The following is a 20,613-nucleotide window of genomic DNA, read 5'->3' on the forward strand; positions in this document are numbered from 1 at the left end:
TTATTATTCACCAAGATGTTGAAAAACGAAAGCGGAAAATGGCATGCCATTGACTATAAAGAGGTTCTTGAAAATTTCGAAAGTTCATTACAGGGGCTTGAATTGGAAGAAGTAAATAAAAGACGACAGAAGTACGGATTAAACGAACTTAAACGTAAAAATAAAGATGGAATTTTAAAAGTGCTTTGGCGGCAAATTAACAATCCATTGATTTGGGTTTTAATTGGTTCAAGCACGTTGGCTACCGCATTGGGTAAAATTACCGATGGTATGGTAGTGCTTGCCGTAGTGGTAGTGAACTCAATTATTGGCTTTATTCAGGAATACAAAGCAGGTAAAGCCATTGAAGCTCTTAGTAACATGGTTCCCGAAAATGCTATGGTAATTCGAAATGGCAATATAATAACCATACCTGTTTCTGAGATTGTTCCCGGTGATATTGTTCAGGTGGCTGCCGGCGACCGCATTCCCGCCGACATGAGGATAATCCAGCAAAAAAACCTGCAAGTAGAAGAAGCTGCTTTAACAGGTGAATCGGTACCGTCTCAAAAAACTACCGAAGCTGTAACACCCGATGCGGTAATTGGCGACAGAAAATGTATGGTATTTAGTGGCACTTTAGTTGTTTCAGGTACTGCCACGGCTGTGGTTGTAAAAACGGGTATGGATACCGAACTTGGTAAAATATCCGACATGCTTAACGAAACAGTTGATTTAGAAACGCCATTAACAAAAAAGTTGGGTGTTATTGGCAAATACTTAACCATTGGTATTGTTGCTATCACAGCAATTATTATGGTTATTGGAACATACCGTGCATTGGGGCAAGGATTATTATTGTTCGATGCACTTAAAGAAAGTTTAATTTTCGCAATAGCTTTGGCAGTAGGTGCTATTCCGGAAGGACTCCCAGCCGTTGTTACAATTGCCCTTGCCATTGGGGTACAACGTATGGCAAAGCGAAACGCTATTATTCGTAAACTTCCTGCGGTTGAAACCTTAGGTAGTACAACTGTTATTTGCTCAGATAAAACCGGAACGCTTACACGAAACGAAATGACTGTAAGTGAACTGTGGAACTATAACCATAGCATACAAGTAACAGGTGTTGGTTATCACAAAGCAGGTGTTTTCAAACAGAACAATGCTGAACTAGCTGCTTTACCGGAAGATATGTTGCTTTTGCTGAAAAAAGCAGTGCTTTGCAGCGATGCAAACGTGGTTTACAGAGCAAACGAATATAGTATATCGGGCGACCCAACCGAGGTTGCTTTAGTGGTTGCTGCTGAAAAAGCTGGTATTTCAATTGATGGTTTACGTCAGGAAATACCAAGAAAAGACGTATTGCCTTTCGACTCGGAAAAGCAGTACATGGCGACCCTTAACGACAATATTATTCTCAAAGGTGCCCCCGAGGTTGTGCTAAAACGTTGTTCAACACACATTTGTGGTATAACCTTGGATATGCAAAAGGTAATTTCTCAAATCGAATTGCTTGGTTCCAAAGGAATGCGAGTGCTTGCCATAGCTCAAAAAACTCAAAGCAAAAGCGATGAAATATCGGTTGATGATGTTGAAAATGGATTTGAGTTCATTGGCTTAATAGGCATGATTGACCCGCCACGTAACGAAGCTATCGAAGCCATAAAAGCTTGTCATAATGCGGGAATAACAGTAAAAATGATTACGGGTGACCACCATGCAACTGCCCGTGCTATTGGTATGGAATTAAACCTCTCGGCAAATGGAGCTGTTGTAACAGGAGTGGATTTATCGAAAATGAGCGATGCTGAACTTGACAAAACCATACAAACAACCAATATTTATGCACGTGTTGCCCCCGAACACAAACTGCGTTTGGTAAAAGCCTTGCAAAACAACAATGAGGTTGTTGCTATGACCGGAGATGGCGTGAATGATGCCCCATCGCTCAAACAATCGAATGTTGGTGTTGCCATGGGAATTACCGGAACTTCGGTATCGAAAGAATCGGCAGACATCGTACTGGCCGATGATGATTTTTCGAGTATAGCAGCAGCTGTTGAAGAAGGGCGAAGGGTTTACGACAATCTGCTAAAATCTCTCGCCTTTTTATTACCAACTAATTTAGGCCTTGCATTTATATTGATTTATGGCATTATGTTCTTTCCTTTTAATCCTATAACGAAAGAATTATTGCTTCCTATGTTGCCTGTACAATTGTTATGGATAAACTTAGTTGCAGCCATAGCATTGGCTTTGCCACTTGCATTCGAAGTAAAAGAACCTAATGTAATGAACCGTCCCCCCCGTAAACCCGATGAAGCTCTTTTCAACGGATTTGTAACTTTCAGGGTATTTTTTGTTTCGATACTTATGACAGTTGTAACTATCGTGCTTTTTAACTGGGAGTATGCATACTCGCTTAAAACCGGAATGGCTCAAACAGATGCTTTGGCTCGTTCACAAAGCATTGCTGTAACGTTTATTATATTTTTCCAAATATTTTATTTGATAAATTGCAGGTCGCTGAAAGATTCGGTTTTTAAAATTGGTCTATTCAGTAATGGCTTTATCTTTTTGGGTATTGGGTCAATAATGCTTCTGCAAGCAATGTTTTTATACACTCCATTTATGCAAAAAGTGTTTGGAACAGCGTCTCTCGATGGGAAAGGTTTATTTATTTCGTTTGTAGCTGGTTCATTGATTTTTATTGTAATTAGTATCGAAAAATGGATTCTAAGAGAATTGTTAAATAAAAAGGAAAAAGAGAACTAATTATGTTTAAATTAGGAATTTTAGAATAAAAAAATTACGTTGGGTAACATCGTGTATAAAACATTTGGCAATCAGTGGTTTATCAAGCGTTTTAGCTCGTATCAAAAGTAGTTGTAACTTGATAGGAAATCGCTTCGAAATGCCAAACGTTTCATACACGCAGCCGTTAGTGGCAATTTTTCGCAGACACCGCCAACAATGCAGACAACTAATCGTTTAACATAAAACGGACAAGCCGAACACCGTAATAAGAAGTAGGCAAAACAAAAAAATAAATTTAAATAATGTACACAAAAATTGTAGCAACAGCGTTAGTAACACTAACCCTATTTTCTTGTAACCAAGGAACAAAAACGGAAACAAAAAATGAAGGTTCGACAGAAACCAAAGAAGTAACAAAAAACGTTATAACACACGTTATGACCAAAGAACAACAAGCAGCCTTGACACCAGATGCTGTTTTGCAGGAATTCGTAGAAGGTAACAAAAGGTTTAATTCTGGGAATAGCACACCAAGAGACTTATCTATTCAGGCAAAAAAATCTGTCGTTGGTCAATTTCCAAAAGCAGTAGTTTTGAGTTGTTTAGACAGTCGTGTACCAGTAGAAGATGTGTTTGACCAAGGTTTGGGCGACATTTTTGTTGCCAGAGTAGCAGGCAACTTTGTTAACGAAGACATTTTGGGTAGTATGGAATTTGCGTGCAAAGTAGCAGGTGCAAAATTAGTTTTTGTTTTAGGACACCAACATTGCGGAGCAGTAAAAGGTGCTATTGACGATGTGAAACTGGGTAACATTACAGCAATGCTTGCTAAAATAAAGCCAGCAGTAGCAATGAGCCAAGATTTTGCAGGTGAAAAAACTTCAAAAAACGATGAATTTGTGAGACACGTTTGTGAAAACAATGTAATTCATACGATTAATGAAATTAGAGCAAAAAGCCCAATTCTTAAAGAAATGGAAGACAAAGGTGAAATCAAAATTGTAGGTGCTTTTTATCGTTTAACAGATGGAACACTTCAATTTGTAAAATAAAATGCAAAAAAAAATCATAGTTATACTTGTTTTGATTTGGTGCATTAGTAATAATGTATCAGGTCAAAACAATCGTATAAATACACACGAAAATATTGGTTGGTACAATTATTTTGGTACTTTCAAATTATCAGAGAAATTTGGTTTACATACCGAGTACCAATTCCGTAGAGACAATTTCATAACAGATTGGCAACAAAGCCTTTTACGAGTTGGCGTAAACTATCAACTTAATTCGAGAGTATTATTTAGAGCAGGTTATGCTTGGATTGAAACTTTTCCGTATGGTGAAATTCCAATAAACGGACTTGGCAGAGATTTTACCGAACATAGATTATTTCAAATGGTACAACTTTCACACAAAGAAGGTATTGTTGATTTTTCTCACCGATTTATGTTAGAACAAAGATTTGTAGGAAGATACAGTTCTGCCAGTGTAGAAAAGGAAGATGAATTTCTGCTACTACATAGAATGCGTTATATGGTAAGACTACAAGTGCCATTAAAAGGTACAGAAATAAAAGACAAAACACCATACTTGGCATTGTATGACGAAATTTTCATTGGTTTTGGAGAAAATGTAAATGCTAATATTTTTGACCAAAATAGAATTGGCGTTTTGCTTGGTTATCGGTTCAACAAAAACGTAAGAATTGAAGGTGGTTATTTAAACCAAACCGTTCAATTTGGTAGACAAATAAGCGGACAAAATGTGTTTCAAAACAACAACGGAATTATCATAAATGCAAACTTCAATATTGACTTGACTAAAAAGGAAAAAAAATAAAACTGCCACTAACAGGGGTTTTGCAATAGTGGGGCTGAAGTGCTAAATTCAACATTTGTACTTCTATCAACTTTGTGCTTAATTGAACATTTGTGCCTTGAACGCCCCACCATTGCAAAGCCCCAAAACGTTAGGTGCAAGCGTAACGGACCGATCAACATCACCACAAATTCAAAGACACATTGGAATTACTACCATTTAATGAGATAAAAATTAATCAAGCCAAAATCGACAAGATTGACCATCTTGTTAAGTCAATATATAGACTAATTATATATAGTCGACATCATTTAGATGACGACCTTTTAGATTCATATTTTGCAAGTGTTCAGGAATTACAGGAGCTTCTTAGTTTGAAAAATGCACAAATAGAAGCTCAAAACGAAGAGGAAGCGGAAGAATATTTGAAAAACTTGAAAATATCACTTGAATTTGTAATTGAGGAGATTATAACAAACAATAATTTTGATAAAGAATTACAACTTTTTCAACTTCTTCGTTTAGTTTCTCCTGAGACCAATGCCATTCACCCTAATCGTTACAGACAAACATTAGTTCAGGTTGGAGCACATATTTGTCCAGACAAGGACTATGTTCCTATGTTAGTGTCTGAGCTATTTTACCAAATGCAAAACATAGCCAACCCAATTATAAGAGCTATTTATTTTCATCACGAATTAATAAGAATACACCCATTCGCAGATGGCAACGGGCGAGTAACAAGAATTGCAAAAAACTGGATGTTGATGTATGAATTATACCCTCCAATATTCATTAATGATGCCCCACAGAAAAAAGAATACATAGCCACGCTTTCAAAAAGTTTTAGAGAGCTTAATAATTCACCTAAAAAATGGAATGAGCATACAGAAAACTTTTTTGAACAAGAGCTTGACCGTTTGCTAGCTAATTCAACTTTACTTTACGAAACAGTTAATAAAATTGGAAGTGAGCGTGAAAAAACTAATAAAAAGAGCTAATGGAACCATATAAAATTCAAATTATTGAAAGCATTATTGCTTGGTCAATATTCTTAATTTCAAAATTGACGCTTAGGTATTTTGTAAAACTTAAAATTTTGAACTCCTATTTTAAAAATACAGAAAAAAATGATATTTTGAAATTATTAAATCTATTGCTAGTTGTGATATTTGTTGTAATAATAGTAGTTATTTGGAGTGTAAAACAGGAAAATGTATTAGTAGTAACTAGTTCCCTTTTGACTGTATTTGGGGTTGCTCTTTTTGCAGAAATGTCTATACTTTCAAACATTACAGCTTGCCTTATACTTTTTTTTCAGCATCCTATTAAAGTTGGTGACACAATTGCTGTAACACATGAAGGAAAAGAAATTCAAGGCGAATTAACAGATATTACTTACTTTTTTGTATTCATAAAAACGCTAAACAAAGGCACGCTAACAATACCTAATGCTCTTCTTCTTAAAAGCTCATTCTTGGTAATTGAAAAACCGTTAAAATAATGAGTTCTTACTTTTATTTGAATATGAAATTAATATTAACGAACTAAAAAACAACATGTATAGACTTAACGCCAGCACCTAACATCGGCTTGGCAAAATGGCGGGCCAAGTGCTTTCTAAGAACAGTTGTAAAAAGTTGAAGAGTTGTGCTTTCTAAGTTGAAAATTGCTAACTTTCCGCCACTTCAAGCCAAGCCGAAAATCGTTAGTAGCGATTTAACCTAAAAATATCAGAAAATAACAACTATGAAATCAATTAAATTAATTCTTAAGATTTTTATTAGTTCGTTAATTGTTCTTTTTGGAATTTACTTTTTTTTGATAAGCGATTACAATAATATGTTTAATAATGAACGTTTTATAGAAATCAAAAAATCGATAGAAAAATCTAAATCGAAAAAATATGCTGATTTGATTTCAATATATAAAAAAACGCATAATATTGAAAATGTTAATAATCGATTTATAAAAAGCAAAAAAGATTGTCCTTGTTTGTCAGTAATCCGAAATTTTGGCTATCCAACGCTGTACGTAAAAAACAGTTCACAAATAAGAAATGGAATAAACGAAATAATCTACACAAACAAAATAGAGAAAATATTTACTCAAGAAGATTGTTTGACTTTTTTGTTTTCTTCATATGATTTTTCAGCTGAAAGTACAGGAGTTGAAGAAGCTTCAAAATATTTCTTCAATAAAAATATCGCAGAATTAAATCAATCTGAAAAAATAAATTTAGTTTTAATGCTTGATAATTCAGCACTATACAATCCTTTAAGAAATAAAAAATCTTTGCCGAAAAAAATTGAGGAATATAAACAAATGATAAATAAATAAACCGCTACTAACAGCCACTACAACGGATTTGGGCATTTGGCTTAATGGAAAAATGGTCTTGTATTTGGGATGGTTTGGCAAACCCCGATCGCTCGGATATACGTAAACGTTAGCGCAGAATTGCATTCTGTGCCCACAAAGAGGAGCCACTTTGTGGAGTTACTTGATGAGATTGCTTCGTTCCTCGCAATGACACCAGATAGCTCGGATATATGTAAACGTTAGTGCAGAATTGCATTCTGTGCCCACAAACAGGAGCCACTTTGTGGAGTTACTTGATGAGATTGCTTCGTTCCTCGCAATGACACCAGATAGCTCGGATATATGTAAACGTTAGTGCAGTCCCGACACTTCGGGAGCATTCTGTGCCCACAAAGAGGAGCCACTTTGTGGAGTTACTTGATGAGATTGCTTCGCCAGTTCGCTATCGCTCGGGTCTTCCTTCGTCAGGATGACAAGTTTGTGGTGAAAGCCAGAAAGTTCTAATAGTTTTAATTGTTACAACTTTCTTGTTTTTTGCAAAAACCTTCTGAAATTGTGTTTATTCGCTCTTTTTTCTTTCCTCTTTTCTCTAATTTCCTCAAAATTCCTTACTTTCGCACCTCGTTTAAGAAAAGGATAAAATGAGCACAAAATTTACTGAGTACAAAGGACTTGACTTGCCAACAGTAGCGTCGGAGGTTCTTGATTTTTGGAAGAAAGAAAATATATTTGAAAAGAGTGTAACTACTCGCGAAGGAGCTAAGCCTTATGTGTTTTTTGAAGGACCACCTTCGGCTAACGGATTGCCGGGAATTCACCACGTAATGGCTCGTGCTATCAAAGATATTTTTTGCAGATATAAAACCCAAAAAGGATTTCAGGTAAAGCGTAAAGCGGGTTGGGATACTCATGGTTTGCCAGTAGAATTAGGTACTGAGAAAGAATTAGGAATTACTAAAGAAGATATTGGGAAAACTATTTCGGTAGAAGATTATAACGAAGCCTGTAAAAAAACGGTAATGCGTTATACAGACGTATGGAATGATTTGACCGAAAAAATGGGTTATTGGGTAGATATGGAAGATCCGTATGTGACTTATAAATCCAAATATATGGAGTCTGTTTGGTGGCTTTTAAAACAAATCTATAACAAAGATTTGATGTATAAAGGCTATACGATTCAGCCGTATTCTCCAAAAGCAGGAACTGGATTGTCTTCGCATGAAGTGAACCAGCCGGGTTCCTACCGCGATGTGACCGATACTACAATTGTAGCTCAGTTCAAAGCCAAAACTGAAAGTTTACCGGGCTTTTTAGAAGGTTTTGGAACGATTCATATCTTGGCCTGGACGACAACTCCCTGGACTTTGCCATCGAATACCGCTTTGACAGTAGGTCCAAAAATAGATTATGTTTTAGTAAAAACTTTCAATCAATATACTTTTGAGCCAATCAATGTGATTTTGGCTAAAAACTTAGTGGGTAAACAGTTTGGGAAATCTTATTTCGCAACTGAAGAAGCTGCTGATTTTGAAAATTACAAAGCAGGAGACAACCTGCCTGCCGGCAAGGCAGGAAAAATCCCATACCAGATTTTAACTGAAGCTAAAGGAGCTGATTTAGTAGGTATCCGTTACGAACAATTATTGCCTTGGGCATTGCCATATCAAAATCCTGAAAATGCGTTTAGAGTCATTTCGGGAGATTTCGTTACTACTGAGGACGGAACAGGAATTGTGCACACGGCTCCCACTTTTGGTGCTGATGATGCCAAGGTGGCTAAAGAAGCTACTCCTGAAGTTCCGCCAATGTTAGTTTTAGACGAAAACGGAACAGCAGTTCCATTGGTAGATTTGCAAGGTAGATTTGTTGAAGGGTTAGGCGAATTTGCAGGGAAATATGTGAAAAATGAATATTATGATGCCGATCAGGCACCGGAACGTTCGGTTGACGTAGAGATTGCTATTCGATTAAAAGAAGAAAATAAAGCCTTTAAGGTTGAGAAATATGTACATAGTTACCCACATTGCTGGAGAACTGATAAGCCTATTTTATACTATCCTCTTGATTCGTGGTTTATCAAAATTACTGAGGTAAGAGACAGAATGTTTGATTTGAATGAAACCATTAACTGGAAACCTAAAGCAACCGGAGAAGGACGTTTTGGGAACTGGTTGAAAAATGCCAACGACTGGAACTTGTCACGTTCGAGATATTGGGGAATTCCATTGCCAATTTGGAGAACCGATGACAAACAAGAGGAAGTTCTGATTGGTTCGGTTGAAGAATTGTACAACGAAATCGAGAAAGCAATAGCTGCCGGTGTTCAATCAGAAAATCCATTCAAAGGATTTGAAATTGGAAACATGAGCGAAAGCAATTATGATTTAATCGACTTGCACAAAAATGTGGTTGACGGAATTACTTTGGTTTCGGCTTCCGGAAAACCAATGAAACGTGAGTCTGATTTGATTGATGTTTGGTTTGATTCAGGAGCGATGCCTTATGCGCAATGGCATTATCCATTTGAAAACAAAGAGCTAATTGACAACAATAAGTCATTCCCGGCTGATTTTATTGCCGAAGGAGTGGATCAAACCCGTGGATGGTTTTATACGCTTCATGCTATCGGAACCTTGGTTTTTGATAATATTGCTTATAAAAACGTAGTTTCTAACGGATTGGTTTTAGACAAGAACGGACAAAAAATGTCTAAGCGTCTGGGGAATGCTGTTGATCCATTTACAACTTTGGCTGAATACGGTCCTGATGCTACGCGTTGGTACATGATTGCCAATGCGAATCCTTGGGATAACTTAAAATTTGATATTGAAGGTGTGGCTGAGGTGCGACGAAAATTCTTTGGAACACTTTATAATACGTATTCTTTCTTTAGTTTGTATGCTAATATTGATGGTTTCAAATTTGATGAGGCTGAGGTTCCGTTGAATGAAAGACCGGAAATTGACCGTTGGATTTTGTCAGAATTACATACTTTAATCAAACTAGTTGATGAAGCTTATGCCGATTATGAACCAACGAGAGCTGCTCGTGCCATTTCTGATTTCGTACAGGAAAATTTAAGTAACTGGTACGTTCGTTTGTGTCGTCGTCGTTTCTGGAAAGGCGAATATGCTCAGGATAAAATTGCAGCTTACCAAACGCTTTATACTTGTTTGTTAACGGTAAGTAAACTGAGTGCGCCTATAGCTCCATTCTTTATGGATAAGCTTTACAGAGACTTAACTTTGGCAACACAATCGGAAAAATTTGATAGTGTACATTTGGCGGAATTTCCAAAATACGTTGAAAACTTTGTTGATAAATCGTTAGAGAGCAAAATGCAGAAAGCGCAGACCATTTCATCGCTGGTTTTATCGCTGCGTAAGAAGGAGATGATCAAGGTGCGTCAACCGCTGCAAAAGGTAATGATTCCGGTACTTGACGAGAAACAGAGAGCTGAAATTGAAGCCGTTTCTGAGCTGATAAAAGCAGAGGTAAACGTGAAAGAAATCGAACTTTTAGATGATGCTTCAGGGGTGTTGGTAAAGCAAATTAAGCCTAATTTTAAAGCACTTGGGCCACGTTTTGGAAAAGATATGGGATTGATTTCCAAAGAGATACAAGGTTTTTCTCCGGAGCAAATCAATCAGTTGGATAAGGAAGGAAGCTTAAGTATTGTCATTGCAGGAAAAGACGTAACTTTATCATTAGAGGATGTAGAGATAACTTCTCAGGATATTGAGGGTTGGCTGGTAGCCAATTCGAACGGAATAACTGTTGCGCTTGACATCACTATTTCTGAAGAATTGAAAAAAGAAGGAATTGCAAGAGAGTTAGTCAACAGAATTCAGAACATCAGAAAAGATTCTGGATTTGAGGTAACTGACAAGATTAAAGTGTATTTGCAAAACAATGCTGTTTTAGAGGCCGCAGTAAACGAAAATGATGGTTACATCAAATCAGAAACCTTAACGGAAGAGTTGGTTTTTGAAGGGCATATCGAGAATGGCACAGAAATTGAATTTGACGACATTAAAACTAAAATAACGATTACTAAATAATATTGATTATGGTAGATGAAGCAACACGATACTCAGACGCCGACTTGGCAGAGTTCAAAGAGATAATTCAAAAGAAAATTGAGAAAGCGCAAGCCGATTTAGATTTGATAAAAAGTGCCTATATGAATGATTTGAATAATGGTACCGATGATACATCGCCAACATTCAAAGCTTTTGAAGAAGGTAGCGAAACCATGTCTAAGGAAGCTAACTCTCAATTAGCAATCCGTCAGGAGAAATTTATCCGCGATTTAAAGAATGCTTTGTTTCGTGTAGAGAACAAAACGTACGGAATTTGCAAAGTAACAGGTAAATTAATTAGCAAAGAAAGATTGAAAATTGTTCCTCATGCAACCATGAGTATTGAGGCAAAAAACATGCAACGATAATTGTTATTTCAAATTCCAAACATTAAATTCCAAATTCCAAAACTAGTGATGGGATTTGGAATTTAATGTTTGGAATTTATCTATTTTTACGCACTTAAATTTTTTAAAATGTCATTACGAAAAGCCTATCTGCTTATTTTCTTAGTATTAATAGTAGATCAGATTTCTAAAATATATATCAAAACTAATTTTATATTAGGAGAAGAAGTTGAAGTTTTCAATTGGTTTAAAATTCATTTTATTGAAAATGAAGGGATGGCTTGGGGAACTCAAATCCCCGGAACTTATGGAAAATTGTTCCTTACTTTGTTTCGTTTAGTTGCCGTAGGCGGAATTGGATATTGGTTGTGGGATTCGGTTGAAAAGAAACACAGTTCTAATTATTTAGTTGTAGCTATCGCTTTAATTTTGGCAGGTGCATTCGGAAACATTATTGATTCCGTTTTTTATGGAGTCATTTTTGACGACAGCAGTTCTCAATTGGCAACATTATTTTCAAAAGAGCCTTATGGTACCTATTTTCATGGCAAAGTAGTCGATATGTTTTATTTTCCAATTTGGCAAGGGAATCTCCCGGAATGGTTGCCTGTTTGGGGCGGAAGAAATTTTACTTTTTTCAATGCCATTTTTAACGTAGCTGATGTAGCTATTTCAACAGGAGTAGGGATTTTGATTGCGTTTAATAAAAAGGCATTTCATCACAAAGAAGCATAGTTTTAGTTATATAAAACATAAAAAGAAGACCTGTTTCATTACGAAACAGGTCTTCTTTTTTAAGTGTTATTTGTTTTGTCCCGGGGCGTAACGTTTGGCACTTTTTTCACCGGTAATCTTTTTGGCTTGTCCAGGAGGAAGCGGTTTAGATTTATAAGAACTTCTACTTGATCTGGTTCCAATTCCAACAGCGCAACCGGATAAAGAGATAGAAAATATCGCAATTAAAAGGATTGCATAAAATCTTGAATTTTGAATTTGTTTCATAAAATAATGGGGCTTTGTGAGCCACGAAGGTACAAATTTAAAAGCGATAGATTTTATTGGGAGTTACACAATAATCCAATTGTATATCGCCTTCGTGAACATCTTCTATTAATGCTTCGGCTTCAAAGAAAGAAAGTCCCACTTTAATGGTTTCAGCTTGGCATTCGCCTAAGAATTTATCATAAAAACCTTTGCCGTAACCTACACGATGTCCTTTTTTGTCAAATGCTAAAAGCGGTATAAAAACAACTTCTATTTTTTTGGACGGTACTTCTATTCCGTCAACGGGTTCAGGAATATTGTATTCGTTTTTTTTGATTTGGGTATTATCGGTTAAAAGAAAATGTGTCATTTCACGACTTTCAAAATCTGATTTAGAAATCAAAATGTTTTTGTCTTTCCCTGAAAGCAAATGTAAAATCAATTCGGTGTCTATTTCCTGTTGTTCCTGAATGGGCAGGAAAACATGGAAATAGTTTTTGTCCCAAATGTTGAGTTTCAGCAATTGATTGGCAATGGCTAAACTCATTTCTTCCATTTCTTCTTCAGATAGCTGTTTTCGTAGTGATTTGTATTTTAAACGTAATTCTTTTTTAGTGTTTTGCATTTTTGATTTTAAGCTGTGGAATTAAAAACTAAAAATAGAAATAATTATTTGTAATTCGTAAATTTGATTAGAAATCAAATAATAGCTTTAAATCCGTATGATTTTAGGTTGTTTTGATGTTCTCTATCTTTTTCTGAAACAAAATTCTAATGCAAAAAACAGCTCTCGAACTTCAAATTCAAACTTTACCCGACAGTCCGGGTGTTTATCAATATTATGATAAAGAAGGCAAGATTTTATATGTGGGTAAGGCTAAGAATTTAAAAAAACGAGTTTCTTCTTATTTCAATAAAATTCACGATACTGCTAAAACCAATGTGTTGGTTAAGAAAATTGTAACCATAAAACACATTGTGGTTCCTACCGAAACCGATGCGCTTTTGCTGGAAAATAATCTGATAAAAACGCTTCAGCCCCGATACAATATCAATTTAAAAGACGATAAAAGTTATCCGTGGATTTGTATCAAAAAAGAACCTTTTTCGAGAATATTTTCTACCCGAAGAATGGTCAAGGATGGTTCGGAATATTTTGGGCCTTATACCAGTTTTAAAACGGTGAATACTATTTTAGAATTGATAAAAGAATTATATCCGTTACGCACTTGTAATTATGATTTGACGGATTCGAATATTGAAAGTGGCAAGTTTAAGGTTTGTCTCGAATATCATATTGGCAACTGCAAAGGGCCATGTGAAGGCTATGAATCATTAGAAGAATACCAGAAACAGGTTAACGCTATCCGGGAAATTCTGAAAGGGAATTTCAAAGACAGTTTGAAAGATTTCAAGAAATTAATGATGCAATTGGCGCAAGATATGCATTTTGAAGAGGCGCAAAAAATAAAAGAAAAGATAGAAGTTTTAGAGAATTATCAGTCGCGTTCTACGATTGTGAATCCTAAGATTACCAATATTGATGTGTTTTCTATTGTTTCTGACGAAAGTGCCGCTTATGTCAATTTTTTACAAATTTCACACGGTTCGATTATTCGTTCTCATACTTTGGAAATCAAGAAAAAATTAGCCGAAACCGATGAAGAATTGTTGGAATTAGCTATTGTGGAATTGAGAGAGCGATTCCAGTTATTGTCAAAAGAAGTAATTGTGCCTTTTGCAGTTGATTTAGGCGAAAAAATCAAAGTCACCGTACCGCAATTAGGAGATAAAAAGCAAATTCTGGATTTGTCTATTCGAAATGCAAAATTTTATCGAATCGAACAATTGAAGCAATTGCAGATTGTAGATCCTGACAGGCACACTAACCGAATTATGGCGCAGATGCAAAAAGATTTGCGTTTGCCGGTAGAGCCCAGACATATTGAATGTTTTGACAATTCGAATATTCAGGGAACAAATCCTGTTTCGGCCTGTGTGGTTTTTAAAGATGGAAAACCCAGTAAGAAAGATTACCGTCATTTTAATATAAAAACGGTTGAAGGACCAAATGATTTTGCTTCGATGGAAGAGGTGGTGTATCGCAGATACAAAAGATTGTTAGACGAAAAACAATCGTTGCCACAATTAATCATTATTGATGGAGGAAAAGGGCAGTTGTCATCGGCATTGAAAAGTATTGACGATTTAGGTTTACGGGGAAAAATCAGTATCATTGGTATCGCTAAAAGATTAGAAGAACTGTTTTATCCGGGCGATTCTGTTCCGTTGTATTTGGACAAAAAATCCGAAACCTTGAAAGTAATTCAGCAACTGCGAAATGAGGCACATCGTTTTGGGATTACCCATCATCGGGACAAAAGGAGTAAAGCGGCCTTGAATTCTTCGATTGAATCCATTCCGGGAATTGGCGAAAAAACCATGTTGACGTTAATTCAGCACTTTAAAAGTGTTAAAAGATTGAAATTAGCAACAGAAAAAGAAATTTCGGACGTTGTAGGAGTATCAAAAGCCAAAAAAATTACCGATTTTTACAAAACCATAATGCCTTAAATTTTAACGTTGCAAGAATATTTTTTATGAAGAAATACATCTTTTTATTGCTTGTTGTTTTTAGTGGCCTGACTTTATTTGCGCAAAGAAAAGACCAGCCAAAAATAGGCTTAGTGCTGAGTGGCGGTGGTGCGAAAGGATTTGCTCATATTGGGGTTCTTAAAGTAATTGAAGAGGCCGGGATTAAGATTGATTACATTGGCGGAACCAGTATGGGGGCTGTAGTTGGCGGTTTGTATGCTTCGGGCTATAATGCGGCACAACTCGATTCGATTTTTAAAGACACTAATTTTGATGAATTATTAAGTGACTATATTCCCAGAGAAACTAAGAATTTTTACGAGAAACGAAACGATGATGTTTATGCGCTTGTTTTGCCGTTTAACAACTACAAAATTGGGATTCCCGATGCGCTTTCTAAAGGTTTGTATAATTTTAATTTACTAAGCCGAATTACCCGAAATGTTAGGCATGTAAGAGATTTTAATCAGTTGCCAATTCCTTTTTTATGTATCGGTTCGGATATTGAAACAGGGGAGCAGGTGGTTTTGAACAAAGGAAATCTGGCAAGAGCCATGATTGCCAGTTCGGCGTTTCCGTCATTATTTTCTCCGGTGGAATATCAGGATCGGTTTTTAGTTGACGGAGGAGTAGTGAATAATTATCCAATAGATGAGGTTAGAAAATTAGGTGCTGATATCATAATTGGAGTCGATGTTCAAAATGATTTATTAGATCGAAAAGCCCTTAATGATGCCACGAAAATTCTGGTGCAAATTACTAATCTTCATTCTGTTGATAAGATGAAGGAGAATATTTTGAAAACGGATATTTATATTCGACCGGATATAAGAGATTATGGTGTGATGTCTTTTGATAGTGGTCAGGAGATTTTGAGTAAGGGAGAAGAAGCAGCTTTTTCGGTTTTTGAACGTTTAAAGCAATTAGGTGTTGCATCAGGAAATTATAAAAAAAGCAAATTGAAAATTCAGGTTGACAGTTTACAAATTGAAGATGTTAATTGCAACAAATTGAAAAATTATACTAAGGATTATGTTTATGGAAAATTACGATTTAAACCAGGAGCTAAAATTAGTTACAATCAATTACAAAAAGGGATTAATAATCTCAATGCTACCGAAAATTTTAGTGCTATAGACTATTCATTTGAAGGCACTAATGACAAAGACGATTTGAATTTGGTTTTAAAAGAGAATCCAACAGATACCTATTTGAAATTTGGTTTGCATTATGACGGACTTTATAAAAGTGCTATTTTAGTTAATTTAACCCATAAAAAGAATTTTTTTAAAAATGATGTGGCTTCGCTTGATGTTATTTTAGGGGATAATTTCAGGTACAATTTTGATTATTATGTAGAGAATGGATACAATATAAGTCTTGGATTCAAATCCTATCTAAATACGTTTAACCGCAATATTGAGGGGCAAATAACCAATTTTGATTTTGATGATTTAGGTATTAGTAGTTTGAATGTTGATTTGTTTGATTTGACAAATCAGCTGTATTTACAAACCATGTTTGCCAGACGTTTTTTAATAGGAGCCGGTTTAGAGCATAAATATTTGAGTATTAATTCCCGTACTTTGGATAATATTGATCCTGTAATTGACAGGAGTCATTATTTAAGTGTTTTTGGGCGACTGGATTTTGATTCCATGGACAATAAATTTTTTCCAACAAAAGGATGGAGCTTTTCAGGAGATATTCATTCGTATCTCTTTTCTTCTGATTATACTAAAGAATTTGCACCATTTTCTATTGCTAAGGCTAATTTTGGAATAGCCATTCCTTTGTTTAAATCGTTTGCAGCTAAAATTCAAACAGAAGCCGGTTTTGCAATAGGTGCTAAAAGTGTGTCTTTTTTTAATTTTATTCTCGGAGGTTTTGGCTATAATGTGGATAATAATTTCAGTCATTTTTATGGTTATGATTTCCTGAGTTTAGGGGGTAATAGTTATGTTAAATCCACACTGTCTTTAGATTGCGAAATATTTAAAAATAACCATATCAATTTTACAGCTAATTATGCTAATATAGGAGAAGATATTTTTGAAACCGTCAACTGGGTTTCAATCCCTAAAATTTCCGGCTATGCTATAGGTTATGGTTTAGAAACGGCTATAGGGCCTATTGAGATAAAACGCAGTTGGTCTCCGGAAACTAATAGTGGTTTTACCTGGTTTAGTGTTGGATTTCCTTTTTAGTAATTAAACACACAAATTAATAGTTGACTAAAAGTCGCGGTTTTTGACTAAAACTGCGACTTTTTTTTGTTAACAAAAGCTTTTTAAGCTCATAAAATTTGACTTTTTATTTTTTGACTTAAAAGTAAAATTAACACTTTAATTTTTTATTGCTGTTTTTTTTATGATATGTAAAAAAAAATGGCGATGCTTCCGAATCTTATTTTAAAATTATGTTAAACTGCATTTTTACTATAGAAATCGCATTTTCTTGCCGTATCTTTGTCATATCAAAACAAAAGGGGTGGTTTCCTTTTGGTTTATATAAATTTAATAATTTATAATTTTTTGGTTGGTTAATAGCATAAAAACTCAGTCATTATTTGACTGAGTTTTTTTGTTTTAATATATTTGGAACAAAATTTGCAAATTGAATCAATAAAAAAAGTAAATTATGAAAAAGATAATGCTACTCTCATTATTGATTTTAATCACCAGTTTTGACTCCCATTCTGATGATTCTTACGGCGTAGGTGAATGGTTTAAATTCAGGGTACACTACGGATTTGTCAATGCTGGTTTTGCAACACTTGAAGTAAAAGACGCTGTAATCAATAATAAAAAAGTTTTTCATGTTGTGGGCAAAGGTTATACCACAGGAGTATCGCGCTTTTTTTTTAAAGTAAATGACACCTACGAAAGTTATATTGATAAAGAAACAGGAAATCCGTATCAATTTGTACGTAAGATTGATGAAGGCGGTTATACTAAAAATCAGGAAGGATTTTTTAATCAATCAGACCATAAGATAACGGTAAAAGATTACAAGAGAAAAACCGAAAAGACTTTTGTAATTCCAAAAAACACTCAGGATATACTTTCTGCTTTTTACTATTTACGCAATTATCCTACTATTGATAAGATTCATCCTGGAGAATATATTGCAATAGATATGTTTTTTGATGATGAAACCACAAAATTTAAGTTAAAATTCGTCGGACGTCAGGATATTACAACTAAATTTGGGGTAGTGCCTTCTATGGTTTTTAAACCTTTAGTTCAGTCGGGTCGTGTTTTTAAAGAAGAGGAGAGTTTAACAATTTGGGTTTCAGATGATGAGAATAGATTGCCGGTGCGTATTAAGGCCGACTTGGCAGTGGGTTCACTCAAAGCTGATTTAGACGCTTTTAAAGGATTGAAAAGCTCTTTTAAAATAAAGAAAAAATGAGTGTTAATGCCAGTACAGCAAGTATTCTAAAGCAAATAGAGCAAAAATATGCGTCCATTGATCAAAAAACGGATACGCAACTAGAAGGCTTGCTTTGGTCTAAACCTGTTACTTACTGGGATTATATTCATACTGATGTATTGTTGAATTTGCAAACGCAAAGAACGGTGCTTCCTGATGAGATGGTTTTTATTCTCTATCATCAAATTAATGAATTGATATTCAAAATGGTACTTTTAGAAATCAATCAAATTGCCCATCATCAGGAAATTAAAGCCGATTTTTTTACGGACAGATTAATGCGTATTAGCCGTTATTTTGATATGTTGACAACCTCTTTTTCTATTATGGAAAACGGGATGGATGTAAATCAGTATATGAAATTTAGAAATACGCTCACTCCGGCCAGCGGTTTTCAAAGTGCACAATACCGTTTAATAGAGTTTGGAGCAACTGATGTGGTTAATTTAATTGATAGTCGTTTCAGATCATCATTTAATAATACTATTTCCAATGAAAATGCGTTTGATATTCTCTATTGGCAGGCAGCCGGAACGGATCCTGAAACAGGAAAAAAAACTTACACCTTAGAAGAGTTCGAAAAAAAATACAAAGCCACTTTTTTGGATTGTATGGAAGAATATAAGTCGAAAAATATTTGGCAAAAATACAAGCAGCTTTCTGTTGAGGATCAGGAATTACCATCGTTAAAAGAGGCGATGCGTCATTTAGATTATACGGTCAATATTACCTGGGTAATGCAGCATCTGAATGTGGCAATAAAGTATATTGATGAGAGTGGAATGGGTGATGGAGAGGCAACGGGAGGAAGTGACTGGAGAAAATACATGCACCCAAAGCATCAAAAAAGAATATTTTTTCCGGAATTATGGAGTGAAGCTGAATTAGCAAATTGGGGACAAGAATAAATGTAGAATACAATAAATAGCAACAGTTTGAAATATTTTTTAATCATTATAATTACACTGACTTTAGTAGTATCCTGTAAAAAAACAGATTCTGAAACAGCTAAAAAACAGTTAGTAGCTAAGCAAAAGCATAAAAAAGATAATTCTGATTTTGGATTTAATTTTTCCGATTTTAATGTGGTTCAGGATACCGTAAAAAAAGGAGATACTTTTGGTACAATTATTAATGGACAAAATATTGGCGATCGCAAAATCTATGGGATTGTAAACGATATAAAAGATACTTTTGATGTACGTGTGATTAGACCAGACAAGGCGTTTACCATGTTGCGTTCTAAGGATAAAACCAATAAACTTCAGGTTTTTGTGTATGAGCCCAACGACTTAATGTATTATGTTTTTGATTTGCGTGATTCGGCGGTAGTGGCTTATAAGAAAGTGAGGCCGGTAACTTATAAACGTAAACTAATTACAGGAGTTTTAAAAGGATCTTTGTCGGAAACACTTTCAAATTCGGGAGTTGATGCTAACTTGGCAAGTCAAATTACTAAAATTTATTCCTGGTCAATTGATTTTTTCAAATTAAAAAAAGGTGATCGATTTGGGATTGCTTTCAACGAACGCTACATTAATGATTCTATTTATAACGGAGTGAGTAATATTGAAGGTGCATTTTTTGAATACAAAGGCAAAATCATGTATGCTTTTCCATTTGTTCAAAATCAGGCTTCGGGGAAAGTGGATTATTATGATGAGGATGGAAAAACGATGAAAAATCTCTTCCTGAAATCGCCTATTAAGTTCAGTCGAATTACTTCCCGATTTACAATGAATAGATTTCATCCTGTACAGCATCGATGGAAAGCACATAAAGGAACCGATTATGCTGCCCCTACAGGAACTCCTATTATGACTACGGCAACTGGTGTGGTAGAAGCAACCGGATATACCGCAGGTAATGGGAATTTTGTGAAAGTAAAACACAATGGGACTTATTCTACTCAGTATTTACACATGTCAAAAATCCTAGTTAGACGTGGTCAGCATGTGAATCAGGGAGACGTTATTGGTAGAGTAGGAAGTACAGGTTTAGCATCAGGTCCGCATGTGTGTTATCGTTTTTGGAAAAATGGTGTGCAGGTTGATGCGTTAAAATTAAAATTGCCAACAGGAACACCAATGGAAAGCAGGAACAAAGCCCGATTTATGAGTGCCATCGAGCCTTTAAAGCGAGAATTGGATAGTATTGGAAATTTGTAACAAAATGAAAAATCAAATTAGAACAGGAAATACATAGTTAGTGGCTTGTGTTTCCTGTTTTTTTATAGTAAAAACTGGTTGGGTTTTGTTGTTATATAGTTGGAATCCTTTCTGCTATTA

Annotated in this window: 16 protein-coding genes; 14 read left to right on the forward strand and 2 right to left on the reverse strand. The window is 35.2% G+C overall.

The window, feature by feature from the left end; genetic code table 11:
• Nucleotides 1–15: 15 nt before the first annotated feature.
• The 9 genes from FDM27_RS05730 (at nt 16) to FDM27_RS05770 (ending at nt 12,046) form a co-directional block, all read left to right on the forward strand.
• Nucleotides 16–2,757, forward strand: a complete 2,742-nt coding sequence (locus tag FDM27_RS05730) for a cation-translocating P-type ATPase (RefSeq protein WP_140485555.1) — start codon at nt 16–18, stop codon at nt 2,755–2,757.
• A gap of 284 nt (nt 2,758–3,041) precedes the next feature.
• A complete protein-coding gene (locus tag FDM27_RS05735; protein ID WP_140485556.1) occupies nt 3,042–3,791 on the forward strand; it encodes a carbonic anhydrase family protein in 750 nt (249 codons plus the stop codon).
• Between the two features lies 1 nt (nt 3,792).
• Complete coding sequence (locus FDM27_RS05740) at nt 3,793–4,578, forward strand: DUF2490 domain-containing protein (RefSeq protein WP_140485557.1); 786 nt, start codon at nt 3,793–3,795, stop codon at nt 4,576–4,578.
• Nucleotides 4,579–4,760: 182 nt separating this feature from the next.
• A complete protein-coding gene (locus FDM27_RS05745; RefSeq protein ID WP_140485558.1) occupies nt 4,761–5,558 on the forward strand; it encodes a Fic family protein in 798 nt (265 codons plus the stop codon).
• Nucleotides 5,558–6,061, forward strand: a complete 504-nt coding sequence (locus FDM27_RS05750) for a mechanosensitive ion channel domain-containing protein (protein ID WP_140485559.1) — start codon at nt 5,558–5,560, stop codon at nt 6,059–6,061. Before FDM27_RS05745 ends, FDM27_RS05750 begins: the two co-directional genes overlap by 1 nt.
• 245 nt (nt 6,062–6,306) lie before the next feature.
• Nucleotides 6,307–6,897, forward strand: coding sequence for a transglycosylase domain-containing protein (locus FDM27_RS05755; protein ID WP_110345101.1), 591 nt, complete (start codon nt 6,307–6,309; stop codon nt 6,895–6,897).
• Nucleotides 6,898–7,520: 623 nt separating this feature from the next.
• Nucleotides 7,521–10,943 carry an isoleucine--tRNA ligase gene (gene ileS / locus FDM27_RS05760; protein ID WP_140485560.1) on the forward strand — a complete coding sequence of 1,141 codons (3,423 nt, stop codon included), beginning with the start codon at nt 7,521–7,523 and terminating at the stop codon, nt 10,941–10,943.
• Nucleotides 10,944–10,951: 8 nt separating this feature from the next.
• Nucleotides 10,952–11,332: a TraR/DksA family transcriptional regulator gene (locus FDM27_RS05765; RefSeq protein ID WP_071184521.1), complete on the forward strand. Its 381-nt coding sequence runs from the start codon at nt 10,952–10,954 to the stop codon at nt 11,330–11,332.
• A 108-nt stretch (nt 11,333–11,440) separates the two neighbouring features.
• Complete coding sequence (locus tag FDM27_RS05770) at nt 11,441–12,046, forward strand: lipoprotein signal peptidase (RefSeq protein ID WP_071184522.1); 606 nt, start codon at nt 11,441–11,443, stop codon at nt 12,044–12,046.
• A 66-nt stretch (nt 12,047–12,112) separates the two neighbouring features.
• Here the strand turns inward: FDM27_RS05770 and FDM27_RS05775 are convergent, their stop codons facing one another.
• Together FDM27_RS05775 and FDM27_RS05780 are read right to left on the reverse strand one after the other, a co-directional pair.
• On the reverse strand, nt 12,113–12,313 hold the full coding sequence (locus tag FDM27_RS05775) for a hypothetical protein (protein WP_071184523.1): 201 nt from the start codon (nt 12,311–12,313) through the stop codon (nt 12,113–12,115).
• A 37-nt stretch (nt 12,314–12,350) separates the two neighbouring features.
• Complete coding sequence (locus tag FDM27_RS05780; RefSeq protein WP_140485561.1) at nt 12,351–12,920, reverse strand: 5-formyltetrahydrofolate cyclo-ligase; 570 nt, start codon at nt 12,918–12,920, stop codon at nt 12,351–12,353.
• Between the two features lie 149 nt (nt 12,921–13,069).
• Between FDM27_RS05780 and uvrC the strand changes: the two genes are divergently transcribed.
• The 5 genes from uvrC to FDM27_RS05805 all read left to right on the forward strand — a co-directional run bounded on the left by uvrC (nt 13,070) and on the right by FDM27_RS05805 (nt 20,493).
• Nucleotides 13,070–14,869: an excinuclease ABC subunit UvrC gene (gene uvrC, locus FDM27_RS05785; RefSeq protein ID WP_140485562.1), complete on the forward strand. Its 1,800-nt coding sequence runs from the start codon at nt 13,070–13,072 to the stop codon at nt 14,867–14,869.
• Nucleotides 14,870–14,895: 26 nt separating this feature from the next.
• Entirely contained in the window at nt 14,896–17,097 is a 2,202-nt protein-coding gene (locus FDM27_RS05790; protein WP_140485563.1) for a patatin-like phospholipase family protein, read from the forward strand.
• 433 nt (nt 17,098–17,530) lie between these two features.
• Nucleotides 17,531–18,304 (forward strand): DUF3108 domain-containing protein, encoded by a 774-nt coding sequence (locus tag FDM27_RS05795; protein ID WP_071184527.1) that lies wholly within the window; start codon nt 17,531–17,533, stop codon nt 18,302–18,304.
• Nucleotides 18,301–19,233: a tryptophan 2,3-dioxygenase family protein gene (locus tag FDM27_RS05800; protein WP_071184528.1), complete on the forward strand. Its 933-nt coding sequence runs from the start codon at nt 18,301–18,303 to the stop codon at nt 19,231–19,233. Before FDM27_RS05795 ends, FDM27_RS05800 begins: the two co-directional genes overlap by 4 nt.
• A gap of 27 nt (nt 19,234–19,260) precedes the next feature.
• The gene (locus FDM27_RS05805; RefSeq protein ID WP_140485564.1) at nt 19,261–20,493 is read left to right on the forward strand and encodes a peptidoglycan DD-metalloendopeptidase family protein; all 1,233 of its coding nucleotides are present in this window, start codon (nt 19,261–19,263) and stop codon (nt 20,491–20,493) included.
• Nucleotides 20,494–20,613 lie beyond the last annotated feature (120 nt).

This window comes from Flavobacterium sp. GSA192, assembly GCF_006386525.1.
Lineage (GTDB): Bacteria > Bacteroidota > Bacteroidia > Flavobacteriales > Flavobacteriaceae > Flavobacterium > Flavobacterium commune.